Source organism: Mesorhizobium sp. CNPSo 4671, from assembly GCF_057784245.1.
In genome coordinates, this window is record NZ_JBWLUW010000001.1 from 379034 (window position 1) to 405805 (window position 26772).

Genomic DNA, 26772 nt, shown 5'->3' on the forward strand with positions numbered 1-26772 from the left:
CCCTTGAGCGTGGTCACAGGCCGAACTCCGCGCGGATCGCGGCACTGTGCTCGCCGATGCGTGGTGCGGCGCGATCGACCTTCGCCCTGATACCATCGACCCTGAGCGGCGAACTGGTGGTGAGGATCGAGACATCGTCCTCGCGCGTCACCGTCTGCAGCATGTCGAGCGACTGGAAACCTTCGCTGGCCAGCATCTCCGGCCAGGTCAGCACCTTGGCGCACCAGATGTCTGCCGGCTCGAGAATGGCAAGCCATTCGTCGATGGTCTTGGTGGCAATTCTCTGCGCGATTATCGCCTTTATGTCGTCGCGCGCGGTGAACCACGATGCCGGTCTGTCGCGATAGGGTGCCAACTCGTTAAGCGACAGCAGGTCGGCGAGTTTCGGGATCGGCGTCATGGCGATGGCGAGATAGCCGTCCTTGGCCTGATAGACGCCATAAGGCGCCGACAGATAGGCATGCGCGCTGCGGAAATTGGAGCGCTTGGGCAAGCGGCGGCCGTCATTGAGATGCGTGGTCAGCACCTCGAACTGGAAGTCGACCAGCGCTTCGAGCAGGCTGGTTTCGATGTGGCTGCCTTGGCCGGTGATGCCGCGTCGCACCAGTGCGGCCAGGATGCCTTGCGCGCAGGCCGCGCCCGCCAGCATGTCGCCGATGGCAAGTCCGAATGGCACCGGCCCCTGGTCCTCATCGCCATTCAGCCACATCACGCCGGAACGCGATTGCGCCAGCAAATCCTGGCCGGGCCGCTTGACCCATGGGCCTTCTTCGCCATAGCCGCTGATCGAGGCATAGACCAAACGCGGGTTGATCTTGCGCACTGCCTCATAGTCGAGGCCCAGTCGCTCGATGACACCCGGCCGGAAATTCTGGATCAGCACGTCGGCCTTGGCGAGAAGAGCGCGCAGCGCCTGGAGATCGGCCTCGTTCTTGAGGTCGATGGCAAAGCTTTCCTTGGCGCGGTTGATGGCATGGAAGATGGTGGAATCGCCGCCGATCTCGGTGTCACTCAGATAGAGCCGGCGCGACAGGTCGCCGCCATCCGGGCGCTCGATCTTGATGACGCGGGCGCCGAGGTCGAGCAACCGGAGCGAGCAATAAGGTCCGGACAGGAACTGGCTCATGTCGACGACGACAAGACCGGCAAGCGGCAATTCGGCTGGCGCCGGCATCTCTATTCCTCCGTCTTGCCGACGAAATCGGCCGGGTTGCGGTACTTCACCGTCTGCAGATGCTCGCAATAGAGAACGAGTTCGCCTTCGCCCTTGAACACCTCGTAGCTGGCGCGGATCAGCCCCATTTCCTTGTAGCGAGGCTTCTTGTCGAGGTTGGAGCGGATCGAGTAGATCGTGTCGCCAATGAAAACAGGCTTTATGAAGCGCAGCTTATCATAGCCATAGGAAAAGGCATTGACGCAGTTGGTGGCGACCAGCCCCAGCCCCGCCGAGAAGACGAAAGCGCCGGCGATCAGCCGCTTGCCGAAAATGCCTTCGCTCTCGGCAAACATCTGGTCCTGTACATAAGGGTGGATGTCGAGCACCAGCGCGTTGAACAAATGGCTGTCGCCTTCCGCCATTGTGCGCCGCAACGAGCGGATTTTCTGGCCGACCGGCCAGTCCTCATAGAACCAGTTCTCGGCGTTCCACACCGGCAGTGCGGCATGATCTTCAGGCATGTTTTTTGGATGCGTCGAGGCAACGCCGACCGTGGGGGCGAAGTCGTTCATGGCTGGCTCCAGCGATCTCGCGGGAGGTACCCAGCAATCGTTTGAACACGCCTCGAAGCGCCTGAATGCAAGACGTCTCCTCCCGTCAATCTTCTTTTGTAAATAGTATTTTCACATATGGGGTTGCGTTGCAAGCGAGGACAGGCGAAATTTTGGCCGGCCCGCACGCTCAGGTGCAGGCGGGAGGGAGGAAATCATGGGCAAGGATTGTCTGGTCTTCGTCGGTAGCCTGAACCGCGAGGCGCCGTATTTTCAGGGCGCGCGCGGCATCGGCCTCAGCGTCTACAGCTTCGACGAGGCAACGCTGGAAACGCGAAAGCTGGCCGAGACCAATGACGTCGACAACCCGACCTTCCTTTCGGTGACATCGGATGGTTCGCGCATCTACGCCAATTCGGAAGTGTTTGCCTGGCGCGAGGGCACCGTCTCCGCCTACCGCTTCGATCGTGGTTCGAGCACGCTCTCCTATCTGAACAAGCAGCCGTCGCTCGGCAGCATCACCGCCCACAACACCATCACCCGCGATGGGACGAAGTTGCTGGTTGCCAACTATGGCATGGGCGAGGGCGGTCCGGATCGGGCGGTGGTGGTCTACGGCTTCGAGAAGGACGGCGCGCTGTCGGCGCCGCTGGCCAGCGTTTCGCACTCCGGCACGGGGCCGAACGCGGCGCGGCAGGAACGCTCGCACGCCCACAGCGTCACCGAAACCATTGCCGGCGGAACAGCCATCGTCGCCGACCTCGGCATCGACCGGCTGGTGTCCTACCGGATCGAACAGGATGGAAATCTGAGCAAGCTTGCCGAGTCCGCCCTGACGCCGGGCGCAGGTCCGCGTCATCTCGCGCTGCATCCGAACGGACGCTTCGTCTTCGTCATGAACGAGCTGGACTCGACCGTCGTGTCGATGGCGTTGGACGATGCATCAGGCAAGCTGTCGATCATCGATGCCAAGCCGGCGGTGCCGGCCGAGGCGCGCGACAGCAACCATTGCGCCGATATCCAGATCTCGCCGGATGGCCGCTTCATCTACGGCTCCAATCGTGGCCATGACAGTGTCGTCATCATGGAGGTCGGCCAGCAGACCGGCGCGCTCGACCTCGTCGGTTATGTCCGCTGTGGCGGCGCCACGCCGCGCAACCTGGCACTGACGCCGTCAGGCGGCCATCTGTTCTCGGCCAATCAGAATGCCGACCGCATCTCGATCTTCGCGCGTGACGCTGCGAGCGGCATGCTGACCGACACCGGACGCGCCATCGAGATCGGCACACCGATGTGCGTCAGGATCGTGCGCTGAGGCGCTCGCAACGACCCTCGGACAACTGGACGGGGCTCAAGCCTGCTGTATGGCCGAGAGCTTCCAGCTCGAGCCATTCTGACGCGTGAATGTCCACAGCTCGGTCGTCTCCGTCGGATGATCCTCGTCTCCTTCGACGACCTTGCCGTTGGCCCGTTCGCGCATCACGTCACGGGACTCGTAGCGCAGTGCGGCTGTGGCGTAGTCGCGGTCATCCTCGCGCCAGCTTTCGGCGATGTCGGCCTGCAGCAAGGTGATATCGGAGACCTCGTTCCGGAGACCTTTCTGGGCGTTGTCGGCCAGCTCCTCCGAGAGATAGGACACCATTTCGGGCGTCGTCGCCCGGCGGAGCGCAGCATGGTCTTCGCGCCCGAATGCTTCCTGGACATCGGTCAGCAGCTGCTGGAAGGCGTCGAGGTCGGTCTGGGCCAAGGTGATCTCTTCGGAGCCTGCAGCCGGCGAGCTTCCGCCCGAACCGCCGCCGAAGCCGGGAATTGTAAAGGAGCCTGCGGTCTGCTGCTGTTCCGTTGCGCGGTTCTCAAATCGCGACGCCTCGGCATTGCCGGCACCGGCCAGCGCCGGGGCAGGGCCACGCGCGGATTGCGACCGGAAGAAGCGGATGGCCAGCATGATGGCGCCACCGATGAGCAGGGCCTGAAGCAGGAAGCCGAACATGCCGGCCAGGCCGCCGAAGCCCTGGCCCACCAGCAGGCCGATCAGGCCGCCGAGCAGCAGGCCGCGCATCATCGTTCCGCCAAAACCGCTCATGAAGCCGGGCCTCTGCGGGCCGGCCAGCGGCTGCCGGGCGGCAGAATTCACACCGGTGTTGGGCGTCATCGAACGCTCGACCGGAGCGGTCGGCGCCGGCGCGGTCCTGGTCGGCGGCGCCGACTGGAAGGTGCGCGTGCCGCGACTGCCGAAACTGCCGCCGCGCCGCGCCTCGGCATGATCGATCGCGACCATGGAGAATGCGAGGAACAGTCCTGCAAACAGGGCTGCAAATCGGCTGGTGCGAGACATCATCGGAGATGAACCTTTGTCGATGTGGTTTTCAGGAATTTCAGCAGGCGCCGGCCCGGGCACCGGGCGGTGTCATCGGGTCAATCGAACAATTCCTCGAAGAAGGATTTCTTCCGCTTGGGATAGCGGTGGCCCTGCGAGCGGGAATAATCGTCATCGCGGCCGTGCTGCGGCTGGGAGAACGCCGCCGGCTGTGGCTGCGGCGCGGGCGCCGCCTCCCTGCCGGAACGCTCGATGATCTTGTCGAGTTCACCTCGATCAAGCCAGACGCCACGGCACTGCGGGCAATAATCGATCTCGATACCCTGGCGTTCGCTCATTGTGAGCGCAACGCGGCAGGAGGGGCAAATCAGACCAAGAAGGGAAGATGTCATACGGGGCTCCAAACCGAAAGGATTGAGCCCGCTTGACCGAAAAGGGTGGAAACGGGCCCGTTAAAGCGGTCCGACATCACAATCACCAGAAGCGATCGTCAGAGGGGCCCGGCCCGCGTTCGACAGTTAGGAATGCGGGGCCAAGCCTTCAAGGGCGGTATCGCCGGAAAGTTGCTCAGACCGTCACGACGATCTCAGATCGTCACCACGATCTTGCCGAACTGCTCGTTCGATTCGAGATAACGATGCGCTTCGACGATCTGGTCGAAGGCAAAACTCCGGTCGATGATCGGCCTCAGCGTACCTGTCTCCAGGCCTTCGAGGATAAACGCCTTGGCGACTTCCAGCTTCTCTGGATCGCCGGTGATCTCGTGCACGAGATAACCACGCAACGTCAGCGTCTTGCCCAACACGGCAGCCAACGGGAACGGCGTCGGCTCGCTGCTGAGGCCGCCATATTCGATGAGAATGCCGCCCTTTGACATCGCCGCCGTCAGCGGTTCGAAGATCGGGCCGCCGACTGCATCCAGCACCACGCGCACGCCTCGCGGTCCCGCGATCTTGCTCAGCCGTGCGGCGAGGTCCTCCTCAGCCAGGACGACAACATGCGCCGCTCCGGCATCGAGCAAGGCCTGGTTCTTTACCGATGTTCGCGTCACCGCGATCGCTGTCGCGCCAATTTTGTTGGCGATCTGGATCGCAGCAAGCCCGACACTGCTTGAGGCCGCGGTGATGACGACGGCCTCTCCCCTGCCAAGCCTGGCAATGTCGATCAGCGCACCATAAGCGGTGAGATACTGCATCCAGATGGCTGCCGCCGTCTGCCAGTCGAGCGATGGCGGATGCTTGACGATGAGCCCGGCGGGATAGGTGACCAACTCGCCGTAAGCCGGCCAACGAACCATCGACTGCGGCGGGATGACGCTGACGGCGTCGCCCGGCACGAAATCCTTCACGCCTTCGCCTATCGACTCGACGACGCCCGCTGCTTCCAGGCCAAGCCCGGAGGGCAGGGGCGGCGTCTCAATGTAAGCACCCGAACGCAACAGAGCCTCGGCGCGATTGAGGCCGAGGGCCTTGACGCGGATCTGAACCTCGCCCGGGCTCGGTGGAGGAAGGTCGACATCCTCGATGCGCAGAACCTCGGGATCACCATGCCGGTGGAAGCGAACTACACGTGTCATTCGGGCTACTCCAAATTATCTGAACCGAATGAGCTATGCAGCCAGGAGGTTTCGTGGATAAATGGGCGTAAGCATAAAGCAGTAGAAACCAAAGGTTTCGAATATGGATCGGCTCGAGAGCATGGCCGTGTTCGTTAGGGCGGTCGACCTCGGCTCATTCGCGGCCGCGGCGATCACGCTCGATCTGTCCGGCCCAATGGTGGGCAAGCATGTCCGATTTCTCGAAGACCGGCTGGGCGTGCGCCTCATCAACCGCACCACACGCCGCCAGAGCCTGACCGATTTCGGCCGCGCCTATTACGAACGCTGCCGGGTCGTGCTGGCCGAGGCCGAAGCCGCGGATGCGCTCGCCGCCGACCAGCTCTCGGAGCCGCGCGGAAAACTGCGCGTCACCATGCCGGCGCATTTCGGCCGCCACTGCGTCACCCCGGTGCTGCTGCAGCTCGCGCGGCAATATCCGATGCTGGAACTCGATTTGTCGCTCAGCGACCGCTTCGCCGATCTCGCCGAGGATGGCTACGACCTTGCCATCCGCACCGGAGATCTGGACGACAAAGCCGGCGTGATCGCGCGGCGTGTCGCACGCCAGGGCATGGTCGTCTGCGCCGCGCCTTCCTATCTCAAAAGCCACGGCGAACCGCGGCGGATCGAAGACCTCGCCGACCATCAGGCAATCGTCTACCGCCGGCTCGGCCAGGCCGTTCAGCCGTGGCTGTTTCCCCGCGAAAGGCAAGCCGCTCAGGAGATCATGCCGAGCGGCCGGCTGCGGCTCGACGATCTCGATGCCATCGCCGATGCTGCAGTCGAAGGCATGGGGCTGGCGTGGCTGCCCTGGTGGCTGGTTCGCGAGCGCATTCGAGCCGGTGCGCTGGTGGCGCTGTTACAGGACCAGCCGCGCTATCCCTACGACTGCCACGCCCTTTGGCTGCAGACGCCGCATCTGCCGCTCAAGGTGCGGCTCGCCGTCGATGCGCTGGCGGCCGCACTGCCGAAACTGATGGCCTGATTGCCAACAGAGCAGGCTTGCGCTCTTTGCGGCGTCGCCTTCCCTGCCATATGAAGGTGACTGACGGAATGCGCACATTGCAGGAGATTGTTCATGACCAAAGGTTCGGATCTGTTCGTCGCGGCCCTCGAGAACGAAGGGGTCGACCGGATCTTCGGCATTCCGGGCGAGGAGAACCTGGATATCGTCGAATCCATCCGCCGCTCGTCGATCCAGCTGATCCTGACCCGCCACGAGCAGGCCGCTGCCTTCATGGCCGCCACCTATGGCCGGCTCACCGGCAAGGCGGGCGTGTGCATCACCACGCTTGGCCCCGGCGCGCTCAACCTGACGACCGGCGCGGCTTATGCGCTGCTCGGCGCGATGCCGATGATCATGATCACCGGCCAGAAGGGCATATTGTCGTCGCGGCAGGCGCGCTTCCAGATTGTCGACATCGTCGCGGCGATGAAGCCGCTGACCAAGCTGTCGCGCCAGATTGTCTCGCCCAAGATGATCCCGTCGCTGGTGCGCGAAGCTTTTCGCGTTGCCCAGGAAGAGCGTCCCGGCCCCGTGCATCTGGAACTGCCGGAAGACATTGCGGCGGCGGAGTGCGAGCCGATCGCACTGGTGCCGACGCACCCGGTCGAACTGCCGCTCGCCAGCCCGGGCGCGCTCGATCGCGCCGCCCGCATGATCATTGAGGCGAAACGTCCGCTGCTGATGTTCGGCGCGGCGGCGTCGCGGCCGCGCGTGACCCCCGATGTCGCGCAGTTCGTGCTGCGCACGCAAATTCCCTATTTCACCACGCAGATGGGCAAGGGCACCGTGCCCGGCGGCACCGAACTCTACATGGGAACGGCCGCCCTTTCGGAGCGCGACTATGTGCACGAGGCCATCGAACAGGCCGACCTGATCATCACCATCGGCCACGACACGGTCGAGAAACCGCCCTTCATCATGGGCGCCAACGGACCGAAGGTCATCCATGTCGGCTACCACTCGGCCGATGTCGAGCAGGTCTATTTCCCGCAGGCCGAGATCGTCGGCGACCTCGGCCCTTCGCTGGCGCTTCTGGCGGACCGTATCGAGGGCAAGATCCCCAACGCACAGGCCTTGCTGCCGCTGCGCGAAGGCATTCTGAGCCGCATCGCCGCACGCGCCACCGAGGACCGCTTCACGCCGCAGCGCATCGTGCATGATGTCCGCGCCGTGATGCCGGCGGACGGAATCCTCGCCCTCGACAACGGCATGTACAAGATCTGGTTCGCGCGCAACTACCGCACGCGCATGGCAAACACGCTGCTGCTCGACAATGCGCTCGCCACCATGGGCGCCGGCCTGCCGTCGGCGATGATGGCGTCACTGCTCTATCCCAACCGCCGTGTCATGGCCATTTGCGGCGATGGCGGGTTCATGATGAACAGCCAGGAACTGGAAACCGCCGTCAGGCTCAAGCTCAACCTCGTCGTCCTGCTGCTTGAGGACCATGCCTATGGCATGATCCGCTGGAAGCAGGCGGTCGACGAATTTCCGGATTTTGGCATGACCTTCGGCAATCCGGATTTCGTCAAATACGCCGAGGCCTATGGCGCCAAGGGAACCAGGATTGCGGAAATCGCCGCCTTGCGGCCGGCGCTGGAACAGGCCTTCACCGGCGGCGGCGTGCATCTCGTCGTTGTGCCCATCGACTATTCCGAAAACACCAGGGTGCTTGTCGACGAACTGCGCGAGCGGCTGCCGGCGCCACAGAAGCCCTGACGGCAGCGGCAACGCCGCCGTCAGGGGTTGGTTGGGTGCGAGGGCCTACACCTTGCAGTAAGGCGTGACCGGCGCGATGGTGCCGAAATCCCTAGCGATCTCGTAGCCGATGCCGTCGGCCGCCGCCTTGCCGACATAGGAATGGCAAAGCGTGTGGTTGTTCGAGGCATCGACGCGGATCTTGCCTTGCGGCGCGTCGAACTCGATCGTCGGCAGCGCCTTGAGCACATCGTCGTCCTTCAGCGATCCGGCCTTCTCGGCGGCCAGCGCATAGAGATGCAGGCCGTTGTAGCCGGCCTCGCCAATGCCGTTGACCATCTTCTCCTGGCCGAACTTCTCGCGGAAGCTCGCGATGAACTTCTTGTTGATCGGATTGTCGAGCGCCATCCAGTAGGGCTGCGGCGCGTAGGTGCCGGCCGCCACGCCGGGCGGCAGCGCGTCCTTGTTGAAGACCTCGTCGAGCGGCGCGATCAGCGGCTGCTTGATGTCGAAAGAGCGATACTGCTTGAGCTGGGTGACCGCGTCGTTGCCGACCACCATCGACCAGACGACATCGGGCTTCAGCGATTTGATCTTCTGGAAGGCCGGGCCGAAATCCGTGGTGCCGAACGGATAGTAGTCGGCGCCGATGATCTTGCCGCCAGCCTTCTCATAGGCGGCCGTGATCGCCTCGGTCATCTTCTGCGGCCAGGCATAGTCCGAGGCCATGATGTAGATGGTCTTGCCGAGGTTCTCGGCCACCCACGGCATCATCGGGTCAACCTGCTGCATCGGGATCGGGCCGGTGGCGACGAAGTAGCGGTTGCATTCGCCACCCTCGAAATTGGTCGGGTAGAAGAACAGCTTCTTGGCCTTCGAGGTTACCGAGAGCGTCGCACTGCGCTCGGGCGAAATGATCGTGCCCATGATCACGTCGACCTTGTCTTCGTTGAGCAGTTTGCGCGTTGTCGATGGCGCCCTTGGTCGTGGTCTGGTTGTCCTCGATGAACAGCTCGACCTGGCGGCCGCCAATGCCGTTGGCGGCGTTGAGCTCGGCGGCCGCGAGCTTGTAGCAGTTGAGCAGCGTCTCCCCGAGGATCGCTTGCAGCCCGGTGATCGGGATCGACAGGCCGACCTTGACGGTGTCGGCGGCGCGCAGGATCGACGGCGCGCCGACCATGGCGAAGGCGGCGGCAGCGCCGCCGGATTTCAGGATCGTTCGTCTGCTTATCATTGTTATGTTCCCTTCCAGTCCAGGCGCGCCCCATGCACGCCTTACAAGTCAACAAGCTCCCAGGCGCGCTTCAGGCGGGCCCTATAGGGCCAACAGGTCCTTCAGCAGGCTCTCGTCGGCGAACGCCTCCGGTGTGCCCTCGTGCACGATCCTGCCCTTCTCCATCACCAGGCAGCGGTCCGCGGCCTTGAGAACGAGATCGAGATTCTGTTCGACCAGAACGATCGCGATGCCGCGCTCGCGGGCGATGAGCGGCACCAGTTCGGCGATCGACTGCACGATGTTCGGCTGGATGCCTTCCGAGGGCTCGTCGAGCAGCAGCACCGAGGGCAAGCCGCAGAGTGCGCGGCCAATCGCCAGCATCTGCTGCTGGCCGCCCGAAAGCGTGCCGGCGATTTGCGCCTCGCGTTCGCGCAGGATCGGAAAATAGCCGAAGATGTCGTCAGGAACGCCGCCGTCGCCGCGATCCTTGGCGGCACGGGTGCCGACTTCCAGGTTCTGCCGTACGGTGAGCTGGTTGAAGATGCCGCGCCCCTGCGGCACATGCGCGATGCCCGCCCGCGCCCGGCGGAAAGCCGGCGCATTGGTAAGATCGTGATCGCCGAGAACCACGGCGCCCCCGCTCGCCTTCAGGCCGCCGGCGATGACGCGCAGCAACGTCGTCTTGCCGGCGCCGTTGCGGCCAAGCAGGCCGACGACTTCGCCTGACGCGACGCTGAGGTCGATGCCGTTCAGCACCGGGAGCAGGCCATAGCCGGCCGAGATCGCGAGTGTCCGCAGCATGGTCAGCGCCTCCCCAGATAGACGTCGCGGACCATCTCGTCGGCCTCGATGTCGTGGAAAGGACCACTGCGCAGCCGGCGCCCCTGATGCAGCACCAGCGTCTCGCAGTTCAGCGCCCGCACGAAGCGGATGTCGTGCTCGACGGCGACGATCGAGAACTCGCCCTTGAGCCGCAGCAGCATCTGGGCGGTCGCCAGCGTTTCCTGCGGCGTCATGCCGGCTGTCGGCTCGTCGAGTAGCAGCAGCCTTGGCTCGATCGCCAGCGCCATGCCGATCTCCAGCCATTGCTTCTGGCCGTGCGCCAGTTCGCCGGCCAGCGTGGTTGCGCGGCCACCAAGCGCGACCAGTTCCAGCAGCTCACCGACCGGGCGAACCGGCGAGGGCGCGCCCCATCGCGCCACCTTCAGATTGTCTTCGACCGACAGGCTCGGGAAGACCGACGGGATCTGGAATTTTCGCGCGATGCCGAGCCTGGCGATGCGGTGCAGAGGCAGGCCGGCAATGTCGTGGCCGAGGAAGCGCACACTGCCGCTTGTCGGGCGAAGCGTTCCGGTCAGCACGTTGAGGAAGGTGCTCTTGCCGGCGCCGTTCGGCCCGATGATGCAGCAAAGTTCCTTGTCGCGTACCGTCAGGTTCAACCCTTCCAGCGCTTGCAGTCCGCCGAAGCGGATGCCGACATTCTCGGCCTGGAGCAGCACGTCGCTCATTGCGCGCGCCTCCGGCCTTTGAACAGGCTCTTCAGCCGCGCGTAGATCGACAGGATGCCGTCCGGCAAAACGAAGACGATGATGACGAAGATGCAGCCGAGCAGCAGCGGCCACAGGCTCGGGTTGAAGCTTGAGATCGTCTGCTGCGCGCGCTGGATGAAGATGGCGCCCAGCACCGGACCAAGCAGCGTGCCGCGCCCGCCGACCGCCACCCAGACGATGACTTCGGTCGACAGCAGCAATCCGGACAGATCGGGCGCCACCAGCCCGGCCATGCAGACATAGAGGGCGCCGGCAAGCCCGGCGATCGCCGCCGAGAGAACGAAGGTGACCAGCAGCCGCAACGGCGCATTGTGGCCAAGCGCCGCCGCCCGCACCTCATTGTCCTGGATGGCGGTCAGCACTGTACCCCAGCGGCCTCGGCTGATCGACCACAGCGCCAGCACGACCACCGCGACGATGGACGCGACAAAGATGTAGCTCGGCAGATCCTGGCTGAGATCGACATGCATCCCGCCAACATCGAATGCGATCGGCGGAATGCCGATCAGGCCGCTGTCGCCGCCGGTGACGGAGCTCCAGGAGACGGCGGCCTGCTGGCAGATGACGCCCATGGCCAGCGTGACGATGGTGAAGTAGCTGCCGCGGATGCCGCCGAAGAACAGGAAATAGCCGATGATGGCGGCGACGAAGGCAGCACCGGCCACCGCGCCCATGGTGCCGAGCAGGCTGCCAAAGGGGATCGCGTCGTTGAGCGTGACCAGCGCCATGATGTAGCCGCCAATGCCGAAGAAGGCGGCGTGGCCGAAACACAGGATTCCGGTGCGGCCCCAGAAGAAGTCGAGGCTCGCGGCGAACAGGCCGAAGATCAGCGCGTCCCGGATCACCGTCAACTGGTAGCCGTCGGCAAAGAGCGGATAGAGAACCGCGAGCACCACGCAGACGGCGAAGATCAGCAGCCAGTTGCGGTCGCGGGCGATCATCGCGACGCTCCGTTGAACAGGCCGTTGGGCCGCAGGCGGACGGCGACGATGGCCGCCAGCAGCACGATCGCCTGCGCCAGCGATGGCGAAACTGGTAGTTGAGGATGCTGGTCAGCCCGCCGACGAAGACGCTGCCGGCGACAAGCCCGCCGATCGAGCCGACGCCACCGACGATAACGACGAAGAAGGCGTTGGCGAGATAGTTCACCCCCATCTGCGGCAGCACGATCGCCAGTGGCGCGACCAGTCCGCCAGCAAGCCCGGCGATGGCCGCGCCGAAGGTGAAGGCGATGGCGTAGGTGCGCCGCGTGTTGATGCCGACACCCTCGGCCATTTCGCGGTTCTGGATGACGGTGCGGATGTCGAGCCCGAACGACGTCCGGCTGATCAAGAGGACGACGCCGAGCAAGGTCAGCATGGCAATGGCGATCAGGATCAGCCGGTAGGCCGGATAGACGGTGAAGAACAGATCGAGCGTGCCTTCGATCGGCGGCGTCACCGGCTTGGCGCCGAGACCGAAGGTCAGTTCCAGCCCTTGCTGCAGGATCAGGCTGACGCCCCAGGTGGCAAGCACCGTCGAGACCGGCCGCGAATAGAGATGGCGGATGATGGCGAATTCCAGGATGCAGCCGACCACCGCGCCGGAGATCGGTGCGGCGGCGAGCCCCAGCCAGAACGAGCCGCCGATGCTCTGGACGAAATAGACCGCGAAGGCGCCGACGGTGACGAACTCGCCATGCGCCAGATTGGTCACGTTCATCAGGCCGAAGCTGATCGCCAGCCCGAGCCCGACCAGCATCAGGATGCTGATCAGCGTCAGTGCGTTGAGGAGCGTGGTGACGACAAAATCCATTGTGTCAGGCAGCACTTGCGAGGCGTTGGCGCAGGCCCGCGAGCAGGCCTTCGGCGGCATCGATCACCGCAGCCTGATGCGGCTGCAAATCCTGCCCGGCCCATTCGTCGATATGGTCCGACAGCGGGTCGACCACTTCGGTGCGATGGTTGGCCAGCGTTTCGATGACGGCATGGCCGCAGAACGGCACATAGCCTTCGGAGTAGCCGCCCTCATGGCTCATCATCAGGCGCCCATTCGATGTCTCGGCGGCGAGCGCCACCATGCGCGCGGCAAGGCGCCGGAAGCATTCGCTGTTGAGCATCATGCGGCCGAGCGGATCGAAGCCGGACGCGTCGAAGCCCGACGCGACGATGACGAGGTCCGGCTTGAAGGCGCGCAGTGCGGGGGCGACAACGCGGTCGAAGCTGGCTTCATAGGCGCCGGTGCCGCTGCCGGCCGGCAGCGGGATATTGATGTTGTAGCCTTCGCCTTCGCCCTTGCCATTGTCGGCCAGCGCGCCGCGCCCGGTCGGATAGAGATTGTCCTGGTGCAGGGAAATGGTCAGTACCGACGGATCGGAATAAAACACCGTCTCGGTGCCGTTGCCGTGATGCACGTCCCAGTCGACGATCGCTGCGCGGCGGAGCAGGCCCTCATGCTGCAGCCGGCGCACGGAGACGCCGATATTGGAGAACAGGCAGTTGCCCATCGCCTGGTCGGGCTCGGCATGGTGCCCGGGCGGCCGCGCCAGTGCATAGGCGTTGTCGACACGGCCGGTCAGCACCGCGCGCATCGCGGCATAGGTCGTGCCGGCCGACAGGAGCGCGATGTCGAAACTGTTGAGGCCGATCGGCGCCTGCGGCCCGGCGAAGCCGGAGCCGCGCTCGCTGAGCATCCTGATATCGTCGACATGGCGCTGCGTGTGGACGCGCAGCAGGTCCTCAACCGTCACCGGCTCGGCAAGAATCGGCACCAGATGGCGCGCCAGGCCGCTGACCTGGATAAGGTTGTTCAGCCGGCGCTTGGATCCGGGCGATTCCAGGTGCCGGCCCGGTTCCACGAAACGGCCGGGAGGCATCATGTCGGCGCTCGGGCCGGTGTCATGCCACATCAGCTGTTCGTGAAAAACGTAACCTGTCGCATAGGCAAGCGTCCTCTGAAATCCAGACGACGCTAGCAGGCTAACGATACGATGGCCCGACCCGAAAGAGGGGTTGCGCCTGGTATCTATGCCCCTCCTTTCGGAGGGGGATGGAGGTTGGCGGCGGCCTGCGCGGCGCGCACGGCCTGGACGCGGTTCGATACCGAGAGCTTGCCGAAAATGTTCTTCAAATGCCATTTCACCGTCGTCTCGCTTACCGACAGCGCCACCGCGATATCCCTGTTGGATAGGCCTTCCGACAGGCAGCGCAGCAGTTCGGTCTCGCGCTGGGTGAGTTGCTCTTTCTCGGCTGCCGGTGCGGCGGCCTTGCGCGTTGCCACGGGCATTGTCTGCGCGGCATCGATGATGCGCGATGCATAGGCCGACAGGGCCGGATCTGTCTTTGCTTGCGCCGCGCGCAGCCGCATCAACGCTTCGACGACAGGCCTGCCCTCGTCGACGAAGGAGCGGATGAAGCCGGAAGGCTGAGCAAGGCGCAAGGCTTCGAGAAGATACCGGTCGGCCTCGCGCTGGTCGTGGCCGGCGCTCTTGGCGCGCAGGATCAGCGCCAGTATGTGGCGGCGCATGCGCCCGCTGCTTTTCGTCCGCTCCAGCAGCGCGTCGAGAAGTGCTGCGGCCGCCGCGTAGGATTTTTCCGCCGTCAACAACCGGCCTTCGGCGAAGAACTCGAATTCGTTGGCGACAGTCGGGGTGGTTTCAGCGCTTTCGCGGCGATGCTCGTCGAGCAAGGCGCGTGCTTCGGCGACGCGGCTCTGGTCGATGAGCAGTCGGACGCGGTCATGCACCAGCACCGAAGCAAGACGGCGGTAGACGGAGCCGCGGACGCGCTGGTAGACGCGCTCCAGCATGTCGAGTGCCGCGTCGCCGCGACCGGTCAGCTGCAGCACGCGGGCATAGGTCGGCACGCTGGCCAGCGGATAGACGATGACTGCGGCGCCTTCGATCAGCGGCCCGAGATTCTCGACCAGCGTCAGCGCCTCGCCGGATGCGTTGGTCTCGTAGGCGAGTTCGGCAAGCAGCGTTCCGGCGAGCGCCTCGGCATAGGAGTTCGCGCCGATCCGCGTCCTGGCCTCGATGATGGTGTTGCGCAGCAGCCGCTCGGCGGCGGGCAGGCGGCCGGCCGATCGCTCGATGACGGCCATGTAGCAATTCGCGATGGTGACGCCGAGCAGGCTGCCGCTTCGCTCATGCGCCTTGCGCGCCGCGTCCGCCGCCGCCCGCGCGCCTTCGAGGTCGCCCAGCGCATAGAGATTGTAGCCGATGACATTGGCGGTCGCGCCTTCCATGAACCAGGCATCGGGCGCGATGATGCGGAGCGCGGCCAGCGCGGTGTCGCGCGCTGCCTCGAACTGTTCCAGCGTGCTGTGCACGGCGGCATCCAGGACGGCGATTTCGGCCTCGATCGTGGTGCCGGTCAGCGTGCCCGGATCCTTGCCGTCGGCCGGCCCGGTCTCGACCAGCTTGCGCGCATTGGCGAGCGTCTGCTGGGCGATCTCGGGCTGGCTTGAGTGCACCGCCAGCCACAGCACGACGAGCTGAAGCCGGATGCGCTGGTCGACCAGTTTCTTCGGCAGCAGCGCCAGCAACTGGCGCACATAAAGCAGCTGGCACTGGGCGATGAGTTCGAGCGCGTTGTTCTCGACGAACACTGCCGCGCGGGCCTGGTCGCCGGCGGCGAGCGCATGCCCGATCGCCTCGGTCAGCATCTTGCGTTCGCCGAACCATTCGGCCGCGGCCAGATGCAGCGGCGCGATCATCTCCGGCTCGCGTCGTTCCATTTCGCGGCTGAGGAAATCGTGGAACAGATGATGATAGCGGAACCAGCGCCGCTCCTCGTCAAGCGGCACCAGGAACAGGTTGCGGGTCTCGATCTCGGTGATATCGGCCTCGGCATCCGCAGCGCGCAGGACCGCCCGGCAGGCCTCGGCGCTGAAGCGCTCGAAGATCGAACTGTGCAGCAGGAACTTCGCCAGGGCCGGCGGCAGCCCCAGGAACACTTCGCCCATCAGGAAATCGGCGACGTTGCGGTTGGCGCCGGTGAAGTTGCCGATGACGGTTTCCGGTGCATGCGCGGCGCTGAGCGACAGCGAGGCGAGTTGCAGGCCTGCGGCCCAGCCTTCGGTCCGCGAGCACAGGGCCTCGACCGTGCCGCTGCTGACGCTCAAGCCCAATTTATCGTTGAAGAAGGCTTCGGCTTCGGAGGAAGCGAAGCGTAGATCGTCCGGGCCGATTTCGAAGACGTCGCCAAGCACCCTAAGCTTGCCGAGCTGCAGGTCGGGCAGGTTGCGCGAACCGATGACGAAGGCGATGTTGGCCGGCGCCTGCCGGGTCAGCCGCTCCATGAACCGCTTGACCGCCGGCGCTTCGATGACGTGGTAGTCGTCGAAGAACAGGGTGATCTCGGCGTCGCGCGCCGCAAAACCCGCCACAAGTGCGGCGAGCACCACGTCGAGTTGCGGGATCGGGCTCGACTGGAAGGCGAGGTCGAGCTCGGCCGGGTTCTGGACGAGGTGACGCAGCGCCCCCACCAGATGCGACAGGAAGGCGCCTTCGTCATTGTCCGTCGCCTCGCAGGACAGCCACGCGGTCAGCCGGCCATGGCGCGCGACCTCCGCGGCCCACTGCGCCATCGTCGTCGACTTGCCGAAGCCGGCGGGCGCGGCGAACAGCACGATGCGTGTATCGACATGCCGCTCCAGCCTCGACAGGATGCTCTCGCGCCGCACCCACCGGCGATGGTGAGACGATGAAAGGCCGGCGGGTTGCGAAGACGGTCTCATCTGGCGCCGGGCATCCATTCCGCTTCGATCAACGGGATCTGCGGGGCCGCATCGCGCGGCAGGGTTCCCTTGACCCGGGGATCGTCGGTGATTTCAAACCCGGCCGCGTAGGGCTCGAACCCGCAAGCCCGGTAGAAACCGATGACGCTGTGATGGTCGATGCTGCTGGTGTGCAGCCAGATGCGGCCGGGGCCAAGGCGCCACGCCTGATCGAGCGCGCCGGCCATCAGCCGCTTGCCGAGACCGCGGCCGGTCAAGGCGGGGAACAGGCCGAAATAGGTGATCTCGATCTCGTTGTCGTCCGCCACGGAGAATTCGACCATGCCGACATGGTCGCCGCTATCATCATGGCCGTAGTACACATGCTGGCGAGGGTCGGCGAAGTGCGCGGCGACTTCGGCATCCGACATTTCGGCGGCGCGGTCCCACAGCCAGGGAGCGCCGATATCGAGGAAGATCGCGCGGTAGGAGGTGCTGTCGGGTTTGGTGATCCGGGTCATCGCCAGGGGCTGCGCGAGACCTGGCACCGGAGCGCGTGCTTCCATCCACGTCACCGCATTGACGATCTTGCCGGCCGGCACGCGCCGGTAGCCGGCCGAGAGATCGGTGACTTCATCCGGCAATGGGCCTTCGGTGACCAGCATCTGTCCTCGATCTCTGCCATGCAGCGTCGCCGGCATGCAGGAAGCTGATGCCAACTCTGCGCCCTCCTGCCAAGAGCTTCCCGGGTTGGGCCATCGTTTTGGCCCGACCTGTCTCTTCGCCTTTCCTTAGAATGGCATATGAGATATGATACACCATTCACGGGAAAGCGGAATATCATGCCTGAGCGAATTGCCGACGAAGCCATCTTGCGCGCGGTCGATGACGGCTTCGCGCGGCAAGTCGCGTTCCTGGCGGACCTCGTACGCTTTCCCTCCCAGCGCGGCGACGAGCACGCCGCGCAATCGTTCATGGCGGCCGCTTACGAGGCAGACGGCTATACGGTCGACATGTGGCGTGTCGATGTCGACGCGATCCGCGATCTGCCGGGGTTTTCGCCGGTTGCGGTTTCTTATGACGATGCCTTCAACGTCGTTGCCACCCACATGCCGCGAAACGCCACCGGTCGCTCGCTGATCCTCAACGGCCATATCGATGTCGTGCCGACCGGGCCGCTCGACCGCTGGGTGCGCGATCCCTACGACCCGGCCATCGAGGATGGCTGGATGCATGGCCGCGGCGCCGGCGACATGAAGGCCGGTCTGTCGGCCTGTCTCTATGCGCTCGCTGCCTTGCGCAGCCTCGGCTATCAGCCGGCCGCGAATGTCTACCTCCAGTCAGTGGTCGAGGAGGAATGCACTGGCAATGGCGCGCTCGCCTGCCTGCAACGCGGCTACCGCGCCGACGCCGCCTTCATTCCCGAACCCTTGGAACCGCGCTTGATGCGGGCGCAGGTCGGGCCGATCTGGTTCAGGGTCGAGGTCGACGGCGATCCCCAACATGCCTCCGGCGCTTTCTCGGCTGGCGCCAACGCCATCGAAAAGGCCTTTCTCATCATCCAGGCACTGAAGCAGCTCGAAATCGTCTGGAATGCGCGCAAGGTCGATGATCCGCATTTCTGCAATCATCCGCATCCGATCCGCTTCAATCTCGGCAAGATTGAAGGCGGCGAATGGACATCGAGCGTTCCGGCACGCTGCGTCTTCGAGATGCGGGTCGCGACCTATCCCGGGCAGAAACTCGAGGACGCCCGGGCCGAGCTCGAAGCCTGCATCGCCGAAGCGGCCCGTGCCGATCCGTTCCTGGTCAATCGTCCGCCAACGATGACCTATAACGGCTTCATGGCCGAGGGCTATGTCCTGGAAGGTGCCGACGAGATGGAAGCCGTGCTGCGGCGCAGCCATACCGCCGTGTGGGGCGAGCCGCTGACGGAACACGTCACCTCGGCGACCACGGATGCGCGCTTCTTCGGCCTCTATGCCGACACGCCAGCGATCGTCTACGGCCCGATCTGCCGCATGCCGCATGGCTATGACGAGGCCGTCGATCTGGATTCGGTGCGCAAGGTCACGCAGACCATTGCGCTGTTCATCGCCGACTGGTGCGGTCTCGAGCCGATCGATCCGGAGATGAGCTCATGAATGCGGCCGTGCCTGATGGTTTCGGCGAAACGCTCGCCGAGGATGCGCCGGACGTCTCGATCGCCGACGCGCTCGTCATCTTGCGCCGGCACTATGGGCTCACCGGCAGCGCGCGTCCGCTGCCGGGCGAACGCGACCACAATTTCCACATCCAGACCGAGGGCGAGGGCGAGTTCGTCCTGAAGGTTTCCCATCCGGCGGAGGAGGCCGGCTTCACCGATTTCCAGAACAAGGCGCTCGACCATATCCTGGCGGTCGACCCGACCTTGCCGGTCCCCTCGGTGCGCAAGAGCTTGGAAGGCGAAGCGCAGTTCACGGCCAGCGTCGGTGGATCGGCGCCGCGTATCATCCGGCTGGTCACCTATCTGCCTGGCCAGTTGCTGTCGCGCTCGCCCACATCGGCGGCACAGGATCGCAATCTCGGCATTTTCCTCGCCCGCCTTGGCCGGGCACTGCGCGGTTTCTTCCATCCGGCGGCCGGCAGCGACCTGCTCTGGGATATCCGCAAGGTCGCCAAGACACGGCCGATGCTGGCGTATATCGCCGATGCCGGCCACCGGGCCATGGTCGAGCGCGTGATGGACGCTTTTGAGGAGAACGCGGCGCCGGTCATTCCGAGCCTGCGCGCGCAGATCGTCCACAACGACATGAATTCCTACAATGTGGTGATGGACGCGTCGCGGCCGGAGGTCGTGACCGGCATCCTCGATTTCGGCGACATGATCCATTCGCCGCTGATCTGCGACCTCGCCATCGGCGCCGTCTATCGCTGGCCGGCTGAAGGTCATCCGCTGGCGTCCGCCGCGCGCTTCGTCGCCGGCTACCAGTCAGTGCAGCCGCTGGAGACGGAAGAGATCGGCATCCTTTTCGATCTGATCCGTGCCCGCCTTGCCCTTATCGCCAACATCGCCAGCTGGCAGGCGGAACGCTTCCCGGCCAAGCGCGACTATGTGCTGCGCCTCATCACCGAAGTCTGGGCCTCGCTCGAACGGCTGGACGGCCTGTCGTCCGCTGACGCCGGCCGCTATTTTCTCGACCATTCCAATCCGGAGTAGATGCCCGTGTCCCAGTCCTCGCCATATCCCGCAAATGCCGACTCGAGGGCATCCGAGCGCGCGCTGCTCGAACGCCGCGCCAGGCTGCTCGGGCCGACCTACCGCGCCTTCTACCGCAACCCGATCCATCTGGTGCGCGGCAGCGGCGTCTGGCTCTACGATGCGGGAGGGCGCAAATTCCTCGACGCCTACAACAATGTCGCCTCGGTCGGGCACTGCCATCCGCGCGTCGTCGAGGCGCTGTCGGGGCAGGCCGCCACCCTCAACACGCACACACGCTATCTGAGCGAGATCATTCTCGACTATGCGGAAAAACTGCTCGGCACGGTTCCGGCCCATCTCGGCCATGCCATGTTCACTTGCACCGGCAGCGAGGCCAACGACCTTGCCATCCGCATCGCCCAACATTCGAGCGGCGGTACCGGCGTCATCATCACCGATTTCGCCTATCACGGCGCCACGATCGCCACCGCTCAGCTGTCACCAGCGGCGGTCGGGGCAAAGGGCGTGCCCGCCCACCACCGCACCGTGGCAGCGCCGGACACATTCCGCGACCAGGGCCGCGCCGCGTATGATTTCGCCAGGAATGTCGCCGCCGCCCTCGACGATATGCGTGCGCAAAACATCCGTCCGGCGGCGCTGCTGCTCGATTCGGCCTTTTCCAGCGACGGCATTTTCTTCCCCGATGCGGCGGTCATGAGCGAGGCGGCGGATCACGTCAGGAAGGCGGGCGCCATCGTTATCGCCGATGAGGTCCAGTCCGGCTTCGGCCGGCTTGGCCAGGGCATGTGGGGTTTTGCCAATTATGGCCTCGAACCCGACATCGTCACCATGGGCAAGCCGATCGGCGACGGCCATCCGATGGGCGCTGTGCTCGTGCGGCCGCGGCTTGTCTCGTCCTTCGGTTCCAACACCGGCTATTTCAACACCTTCGGCGGCAATCCGGTCGCGGCCGCCGTCGGCATTGCGGTGCTGGACGTGATCGAAGGCGAGGGGCTGATCGAGAACGCGCGCAACGTCGGCGCCTATACAGGAGAGTTGCTGCGCGCGCTGCAGACCCGGCACGGCATGGTCGGTGACGTCAGGCAAAACGGTCTCTATTTCGGTGTCGAATTGACGGCGGATGGCGACGAAGCGCTGGCCGCCAGCAAGACGTCGGCGGTCGTCGAAGCCATGCGCGAGGACGGCGTGCTGATCTCGTCCTGCGGTCCGCGCGGCAACGTGCTGAAGATCAGGCCGCCTCTGCCCTTTGCCAGGGACAATGCCGAGCAACTGGCCGAGACGCTCGATCGCGCTTTGTCGAACTGGTGATCGGGACCGCGCATGCTGAAGCTCGAACATCAAACCCTCAACGACCGCGCCTATGGCGCGCTCAAGCAGGAGTTGATTTCAGGCGGTTTCAGCCCGGGCCAGACGCTGGTCATCCGCAAGCTTGCCGAGACGTTCGGCATCTCGACGACGCCGATCCGCGAGGCGTTGCAAAGGCTGGTCGCCGAGCGGCTGCTCGAGATGCAGAACAACCGCTCGATAATCGTGCCGCTGCTATCCGCCCCTGCCTTCGAGGAACTGACTCAGATCCGCATCGCCGTCGAAGGACTGGCGGGCGAGATGGCCGCGTTGCGGATGAGCGAAAGCGGATTGGTCGAGATCCAGACGACGCTCGCCGGCATGCAGCGCGCCATCGAAGCCGGCGATGCCAGGACCTATCTCTCGCTGAACGAGGCGTTTCACTTCTCCATCTACCAGCATGCCGGCGCGCCGATCCTGTTGAACATGATCCGCGACCTCTGGGGCCGCGTCGGGCCTTATCTCAAGCTTCTGATGCAGGCCGATCGCTACATTCCGCTGTCGAACGATGCGCATCGCCGGATTGTTGCCGCGTTGGAGCAGCGCAATGGCCCGGCTGTGCGGGTCTCTCTTGAACAGGACATCGCCGTGGCAGCCGCGGTTCTTTCCGAAAATCTGCGCATGACGGCCTGATCCGCGCGACCAGAAGCGATCGTTTTATCCGGTCTCGTCCAGCCGGTCGCGCAGCATGCTCCAGCCGAGCAGCATGTTGGGCGCGTGCCGCAGTACCGCATGGAAGGGGATCGGCGCCAGCGGTGCCAACGGCAGCGGCAAATCACGAGCCTCGATTCCCGCAGCCCAGTCGGCCAACACCTTGCCCATCGCCGTCGTCATGGCAATGCCGCGCCCGTTGCAGGCGCGACCGGCGATCAGCCCCGGTCCGAGGTCCAGGAGATGTGGCAGGAAATCCGGTTCGACCGCGGCCATTCCCGACCAGCTATAAGCCAGCGGCGGCAGGTTCGGCAAATCGAGATGCCTGGCGAGGCGCCGCCAGATCGTTTGCGGCACGCGCGTGTCGGCGCCGGCACTCAGAATATGCATGCCGCCGCTAATCAGCCGGTTGTCGGCGTCGAAGCGGAAGGTGAAGAGATTGCGCCTGGTGTCGCCGGCGCCTTGCCCGCCGGGAAGCAGCCGCGTGCGGATTTCGCTCGACAGCGGCTCGGTCGCGATCTGAAAAACCTTCAGCGGAATATAGGTTCGTTGCAGCAACGGATTGAGCGACCCGCCATAGGCGTTGGTGGCGATCAGCACCTTGCCGGCACGCACCGAGCCCGATGGCGTTTTCAGCGACCAGCCATCGGCCACGCGATCGACCGAGGTGACCGGCGTGCGCTCGAAGATCTTGGCGTCAGCCTTTTCCGCCGCATCGGCCAGTCCGTTCGCATAGGCGACCGGATTGAGCACCCCACCTGAACGGTCCATCCAGCCGCCGGCATAGCCGCGAACGCCCGTCAGCGCTTCGATTTCCTGCCTATCCAGCGTGACAGCTGGCCGGCCGCGCCGTGCCCATTGCCCGGCCCGCGATTTGACCTTCTCGAAGGCGGCGGGCGAATGCGCCGGTTGGATCCATCCGTTCTGCACGGCGTCGCAGTCGATGCCGTGCCGTTTGATAAGACCGAAGACAAGGTCGGCGCTGCCGGCGGCAAAATCGATCAGTCTCTCGCCGCGCTCTGGGCCGAGATGCGCAAGGATGTTGTCCGGGTCCATCTTGGCGAAGTTGGGCACGACGAAACCGGCATTCCTGCCGGTCGCGCCCCAGGCGATGATTTCGGCCTCGAGAACAGCGACCGAGATGCCATTTTCGGCGGCATGCAGCGCCGTTGAAAGGCCGGCAAAGCCGCCGCCGACAATTGCGAGGTCGACATTGATCTCGTCGTGCAGCGCGGGCCGGTCGCGGCTGTTGGGGCTGACGGCGTGCCAAAGTGAAGCGCCATGCGCTTCCTGCCGGATCGCAGTGTTCATGAGCCGTAACTACTCTTGGCTGTAGCCACCTTCGCCCGCTTGCCCAGTCGTGGCCGCCGCAGTCTGTCGCCGAACAAACCATTGGGCCTGATCAAGAGGATGACGCAGAGCATGACGCCGATGGCGACGATCTGCAGCGAGGCCGCGCGCGCCTGCTGCTCCGGCGCAAACAGCACGCTGGTCAGCGTGCCTGACCCCGCCCATATTCCCCAGACCAGGATGCTGCCAATGACGGCGCCGAGATTGCTGCCCGAGCCGCCGACGATCAGCATCACCCACACCTGGAAGGTCAGGATCGGCAAATAATTATCCGGTGCGATGAAGCCGGTGAAATGCGCCTGCAATGCGCCGGCCAGCGCCATGATGGCGCCGCCGACGGCAAAGGCCTGGATGCGGTAGAAGCGCGCGCTCTTGCCAAGCGAAATCGCCGCCCGCTCATCCTCGCGCAAGGCCTTCAGCACGCGTCCCCACGGGCTGCGCGACAGATGCTCCAAAGCGAGATAGGCAATCAGCGTGACCGCCGAGACGACGGCGAGGTTCGACAGGTTGAACAGCAGCGGCGTCTCGGCAAGGCTGCCGAAGGGGCGTGGGATGAAGCCGATGCCGAACGGGCCGCCCGTCAGCTTCTGCGCGTTGAGCGCGACGAGTTGCACGACCACGGCGACGCCGAATGTGGTGATCGCCAGATAGTCGGATCGCAGCCGCAGCGTCGCCATGCCGGTCAGCGCAGCGGCGATGCCGCCGACCACCATGGCACCCGCCCAGCCGACAAGGATCGGCAGGCCGAAGCCACCGAGCCGTGCGGCATCGTCAGGTGTGGTCAGCAGCGCTGAAGTGTAGGCGCCGATGGCGACGAAGCCGGCGAGGCCGACATTGAACAGGCCGGTCAGGCCCCACTGCAGATTGAGCCCCAGCGTGACCAGCGAAAAGATCAGCGCGGTGGTCAGGAAGAATGCGCCGTAGCCGAGCAGGTCCATCAGCGTTCCCTCACACCAAACAGGCCGATCGGCCGCACGAACAGCACCGCCATCAGGATGATGAAGGAGACGGCGGCGCGCCATTCGGCGCCGATCAACTGCACCGCCCCGGCTTCGGCGAGCCCGATGATCAAGCCGCCGAGTACGGCACCCGGGATGCTGCCGATGCCGCCGAGGATCGCGGCGGCAAACATCGGCAGCAGCATGTCGAAGCCCATGAACGGGCGGATCTGCACCAGAATGCCGATCATCACGCCGGCGACGCAGGCCAGAGCCCCGCCGATGATCCAGGTGACGCGCACCACGCTGGCGACGTCGATGCCGACGATGCGGGCCAGTGCCGCGTTCTGGCTCAGCGCCTGCATGGAACGGCCGGTCTGCGTGCGTGTCATCAACAGATGCACGCCGAGCACCAGCACGGCGGTCAGCAGCAGAAGCGCGATCTGGTCCGGGGTGATGCGGACGCCGAAGCCGACCGGCATGGCGATCTGGATCGCCCGGCTGAAATAAGTCGGCCGCGAGGTGAAGGTGAATTCGAGCAGGCTGCGCAGCGCCATCGAGGCACCGAAGCTTGCCATCACCACGATGATGGCTTGCCCTTGCGAGCGCAGCCGCGAAAACAGCACTCTGTCGAGCAGCAGCGCCAACAGGGCGGTGAAGGCCATGCCCACGACCAAGGCGACAAGCAGCGGCCAGCCGAAGGACAAAGGCGCGATCGGCGCCACCTTGCCGAATGTCGCGCCGATGGCGCTGACGACAGCCAGCGTCGCATAGGTACCCCAGGCCATGAAGTCGCCATGGGCAAAATTCGAGAAGCGCAGGATCGAATAGGTGAGCGTCACACCAATGGCGCCGAGGCCGATCATCGAGCCGGTCAGCAACCCGTCGACGACAAATTGCAAGCTCATGCCGCGCCTCCCTTGCTGGCGTGAGAAGGGCGTTGGCCGAGATAGAGCTCGGCGACGACCGGGTCGTTCCAGAGCTCCGAGGCAATGCCCTCGTGCCGGTCCTTGCCTTCGACCAGCACATAGGCGCGGTCGCCGATTGCCAGTGCTGCCTTGGCGTTCTGTTCGACCAGGAGGATGGTGACGCCGGATTTGCGGATGCCGGCCAGCATCTCGAACACCATCGAGACGAATTTCGGCGACAGGCCAGCCGACGGTTCGTCGAGCACCAGCACTTTGGGATGGACGATCAGGGCGCGGGCGACTGCGAGCATCTGCCGCTGCCCGCCCGACAGGTTTCCGGCGGCGGTGCGGCGCTGGCGGACAAGGTCGGGGAAGGCCGCATACATTTCCTCGATGCGGCCAGGGATGTCGCGCCGTTCGAGGATGCCGCAGGCGACTTTGAGATTGTCCTCGACCGACATCAGCGGAAAGATGTTTTCGGTCTGCGGCACGAAGGCCAGGCCTAGCCGCACCATGGTGTGGGCGGGCGCTGCGGTGATGTCCTTGCCGTCTAGGAACACCGAGCCGCCGGTGACCGGGACAAGACCGGCGATCGCCTTGATGAAGCTCGACTTGCCGGCGCCGTTGGGGCCGAGCACGACGACGATCTCGCCCTTGCTGACGGCGATCGAGGCGCCGCGCACGATCGGCACACCAGGCTCATAGCCGGCTTCGAGATTGCGGACATCGAGGACGGTCTCGCTCATGCCGTGCCTCCGAGATAGGCCTCGATGACGCGCGGGTCGCGGGCGACCTCTTCCGCCGTGCCTTCGCTGAGCAACTGGCCGCTCGCCATGACCAGCACGCGATGGCAGAGCCGCGTCACCATATCGATGTTGTGTTCGATCAATAGGAAGGTGATGCCGCGCGCGTTGATATCGCGAATGCGGTCGATGATGACTTCGAGCAGCGTCGCGTTGACGCCGGCCGCCGGCTCGTCGAGCAGGATGATCGCCGGGTCGGCCATCATCACGCGGGCAAGTTCGAGCAGCTTGCGCTGGCCGCCGGACAACACGCGCGCTGGCTCATGCGCGAGGTGGGTGAGGGTGACCAGCTCCAGTAGATCGAGCGCCTTTGCCCTGGCCGCCTTTTCCTGTGCCACCACCCGCCACGGCGTGACGAAGTTTGCGAGCAGTCTTTCCCCCGCCTGCCTCTGTGCCGCCAGCATGATGTTCTCGATCAGCGTCAGATTGGGCAGCGGGCGCGGGATCTGAAAGGTGCGACCAAGTCCCCTGCCAATGCGCAGATGCGCGGCTTCGCCGGAGACGCGCGTGCCATTGAGCAGGATATCGCCGCTGGTCGGCAATATACTCCCGGCGAGTAGGTCGAACATGGTCGTCTTGCCGGCGCCGTTCGGCCCGATCAGGCCGAGGATTTCGCCCGCTTTGACATCAAACGAGACATCGTTGACGGCGACAAGGCCGCCGAACCGCCTGACGACATTGCTTGCCGTCAGAACCGGTGCCCGGGTCTCCTGCCCTTGGCGCTCCGCTGCCTCGCTCATCAAACCCTCTGGCCGAAGACGATCGTTGTCGCCCCTGATTTTTGATTT

23 protein-coding genes and 2 pseudogenes are annotated in these 26772 nt (G+C 64.8%); 7 read left to right on the top strand and 18 right to left on the bottom strand.

The genetic code is table 11. From position 1 onward, the window contains the following. Positions 1–13 precede the first annotated feature (13 nt). Both AC04SF_RS01640 and AC04SF_RS01645 read right to left on the bottom strand, forming a co-directional pair. Complete coding sequence (locus AC04SF_RS01640; RefSeq protein WP_488476228.1) at positions 14–1174, bottom strand: CaiB/BaiF CoA transferase family protein; 1161 nt, start codon at positions 1172–1174, stop codon at positions 14–16. 2 nt (positions 1175–1176) lie between these two features. Beyond that, positions 1177–1728 (bottom strand): MaoC family dehydratase, encoded by a 552-nt coding sequence (locus AC04SF_RS01645; protein WP_488476229.1) that lies wholly within the window; start codon positions 1726–1728, stop codon positions 1177–1179. A gap of 196 nt (positions 1729–1924) precedes the next feature. Between AC04SF_RS01645 and AC04SF_RS01650 the strand changes: the two genes are divergently transcribed. Continuing rightward, positions 1925–3022 (top strand): lactonase family protein, encoded by a 1098-nt coding sequence (locus AC04SF_RS01650; RefSeq protein ID WP_488476230.1) that lies wholly within the window; start codon positions 1925–1927, stop codon positions 3020–3022. 36 nt (positions 3023–3058) lie between these two features. Here AC04SF_RS01650 and AC04SF_RS01655 read toward each other — a convergent pair whose 3' ends face one another. From AC04SF_RS01655 to AC04SF_RS01665, 3 genes are all read right to left on the bottom strand, one after another. Continuing rightward, entirely contained in the window at positions 3059–4045 is a 987-nt protein-coding gene (locus AC04SF_RS01655) for a Tim44 domain-containing protein (RefSeq protein WP_488476231.1), read from the bottom strand. A 77-nt stretch (positions 4046–4122) separates the two neighbouring features. Continuing rightward, positions 4123–4416, bottom strand: a complete 294-nt coding sequence (locus AC04SF_RS01660) for a TFIIB-type zinc ribbon-containing protein (RefSeq protein ID WP_488476232.1) — start codon at positions 4414–4416, stop codon at positions 4123–4125. 194 nt (positions 4417–4610) lie between these two features. After that, entirely contained in the window at positions 4611–5600 is a 990-nt protein-coding gene (locus AC04SF_RS01665; RefSeq protein ID WP_488476233.1) for a zinc-dependent alcohol dehydrogenase family protein, read from the bottom strand. A 103-nt stretch (positions 5601–5703) separates the two neighbouring features. On the opposite strand from AC04SF_RS01665, the gene AC04SF_RS01670 reads away from it, so the two are divergent. Together AC04SF_RS01670 and AC04SF_RS01675 are read left to right on the top strand one after the other, a co-directional pair. Next, a complete protein-coding gene (locus AC04SF_RS01670) occupies positions 5704–6606 on the top strand; it encodes a LysR family transcriptional regulator (protein WP_488476234.1) in 903 nt (300 codons plus the stop codon). A gap of 93 nt (positions 6607–6699) precedes the next feature. Beyond that, positions 6700–8346: an acetolactate synthase large subunit gene (locus AC04SF_RS01675; protein WP_488476235.1), complete on the top strand. Its 1647-nt coding sequence runs from the start codon at positions 6700–6702 to the stop codon at positions 8344–8346. A gap of 45 nt (positions 8347–8391) precedes the next feature. Here AC04SF_RS01675 and AC04SF_RS01680 read toward each other — a convergent pair. The 8 genes and pseudogenes from AC04SF_RS01680 to AC04SF_RS01715 all read right to left on the bottom strand — a co-directional run bounded on the left by AC04SF_RS01680 (position 8392) and on the right by AC04SF_RS01715 (position 17507). After that, positions 8392–9559 (bottom strand): annotated as a pseudogene (locus AC04SF_RS01680) (substrate-binding protein). Between the two features lie 81 nt (positions 9560–9640). Beyond that, complete coding sequence (locus tag AC04SF_RS01685; RefSeq protein WP_488476236.1) at positions 9641–10342, bottom strand: ABC transporter ATP-binding protein; 702 nt, start codon at positions 10340–10342, stop codon at positions 9641–9643. 2 nt (positions 10343–10344) lie between these two features. After that, entirely contained in the window at positions 10345–11049 is a 705-nt protein-coding gene (locus tag AC04SF_RS01690) for an ATP-binding cassette domain-containing protein (RefSeq protein WP_488476237.1), read from the bottom strand. Then, on the bottom strand, positions 11046–12032 hold the full coding sequence (locus AC04SF_RS01695) for a branched-chain amino acid ABC transporter permease (protein WP_488476238.1): 987 nt from the start codon (positions 12030–12032) through the stop codon (positions 11046–11048). The genes AC04SF_RS01690 and AC04SF_RS01695 overlap by 4 nt, the downstream gene beginning before the upstream one ends. Positions 12033–12180: 148 nt before the next feature. Further along, positions 12181–12945 (bottom strand): annotated as a pseudogene (locus tag AC04SF_RS01700) (branched-chain amino acid ABC transporter permease); the annotation flags it as partial. Then, positions 12890–13978: a class II histone deacetylase gene (locus AC04SF_RS01705; RefSeq protein ID WP_488476239.1), complete on the bottom strand. Its 1089-nt coding sequence runs from the start codon at positions 13976–13978 to the stop codon at positions 12890–12892. The gene AC04SF_RS01705 and the pseudogene AC04SF_RS01700, both read right to left, overlap by 56 nt. A gap of 116 nt (positions 13979–14094) precedes the next feature. Further along, on the bottom strand, positions 14095–16809 hold the full coding sequence (locus AC04SF_RS01710) for a winged helix-turn-helix domain-containing protein (protein WP_488476240.1): 2715 nt from the start codon (positions 16807–16809) through the stop codon (positions 14095–14097). Then, positions 16806–17507, bottom strand: coding sequence for a GNAT family N-acetyltransferase (locus AC04SF_RS01715; RefSeq protein ID WP_488476241.1), 702 nt, complete (start codon positions 17505–17507; stop codon positions 16806–16808). The genes AC04SF_RS01710 and AC04SF_RS01715 overlap by 4 nt, the downstream gene beginning before the upstream one ends. 123 nt (positions 17508–17630) lie before the next feature. Here AC04SF_RS01715 and AC04SF_RS01720 point away from each other — a divergent pair, with 123 nt between their 5' ends. Genes AC04SF_RS01720 through AC04SF_RS01735 form a run of 4 tightly spaced genes read left to right on the top strand, consistent with a single transcriptional unit; the run spans position 17631 to position 21967 of the window. Further along, positions 17631–18932 (top strand): ArgE/DapE family deacylase, encoded by a 1302-nt coding sequence (locus tag AC04SF_RS01720; RefSeq protein WP_488476242.1) that lies wholly within the window; start codon positions 17631–17633, stop codon positions 18930–18932. Further along, positions 18929–19987, top strand: a complete 1059-nt coding sequence (locus AC04SF_RS01725) for a phosphotransferase (RefSeq protein WP_488476243.1) — start codon at positions 18929–18931, stop codon at positions 19985–19987. The genes AC04SF_RS01720 and AC04SF_RS01725 overlap by 4 nt, the downstream gene beginning before the upstream one ends. After that, complete coding sequence (locus tag AC04SF_RS01730) at positions 19988–21298, top strand: aspartate aminotransferase family protein (RefSeq protein WP_488476244.1); 1311 nt, start codon at positions 19988–19990, stop codon at positions 21296–21298. A 12-nt stretch (positions 21299–21310) separates the two neighbouring features. Then, on the top strand, positions 21311–21967 hold the full coding sequence (locus tag AC04SF_RS01735) for a GntR family transcriptional regulator (RefSeq protein ID WP_488476245.1): 657 nt from the start codon (positions 21311–21313) through the stop codon (positions 21965–21967). Between the two features lie 24 nt (positions 21968–21991). Here the strand turns inward: AC04SF_RS01735 and AC04SF_RS01740 are convergent, their stop codons facing one another. From AC04SF_RS01740 to AC04SF_RS01760, 5 genes are read right to left on the bottom strand one after another with little or no spacing between them, the layout of a single operon-like run. After that, positions 21992–23296, bottom strand: a complete 1305-nt coding sequence (locus AC04SF_RS01740) for an NAD(P)/FAD-dependent oxidoreductase (protein WP_488476246.1) — start codon at positions 23294–23296, stop codon at positions 21992–21994. Next, complete coding sequence (locus AC04SF_RS01745) at positions 23293–24276, bottom strand: branched-chain amino acid ABC transporter permease (protein WP_488476664.1); 984 nt, start codon at positions 24274–24276, stop codon at positions 23293–23295. Before AC04SF_RS01745 ends, AC04SF_RS01740 begins: the two co-directional genes overlap by 4 nt. Continuing rightward, on the bottom strand, positions 24273–25181 hold the full coding sequence (locus AC04SF_RS01750; protein ID WP_488476247.1) for a branched-chain amino acid ABC transporter permease: 909 nt from the start codon (positions 25179–25181) through the stop codon (positions 24273–24275). Before AC04SF_RS01750 ends, AC04SF_RS01745 begins: the two co-directional genes overlap by 4 nt. After that, positions 25178–25927, bottom strand: coding sequence for a branched-chain amino acid ABC transporter ATP-binding protein (locus AC04SF_RS01755; RefSeq protein ID WP_488476248.1), 750 nt, complete (start codon positions 25925–25927; stop codon positions 25178–25180). The genes AC04SF_RS01750 and AC04SF_RS01755 overlap by 4 nt, the downstream gene beginning before the upstream one ends. Next, complete coding sequence (locus AC04SF_RS01760; protein WP_488476249.1) at positions 25924–26724, bottom strand: ABC transporter ATP-binding protein; 801 nt, start codon at positions 26722–26724, stop codon at positions 25924–25926. The genes AC04SF_RS01755 and AC04SF_RS01760 overlap by 4 nt, the downstream gene beginning before the upstream one ends. Positions 26725–26772: the final 48 nt, after the last annotated feature.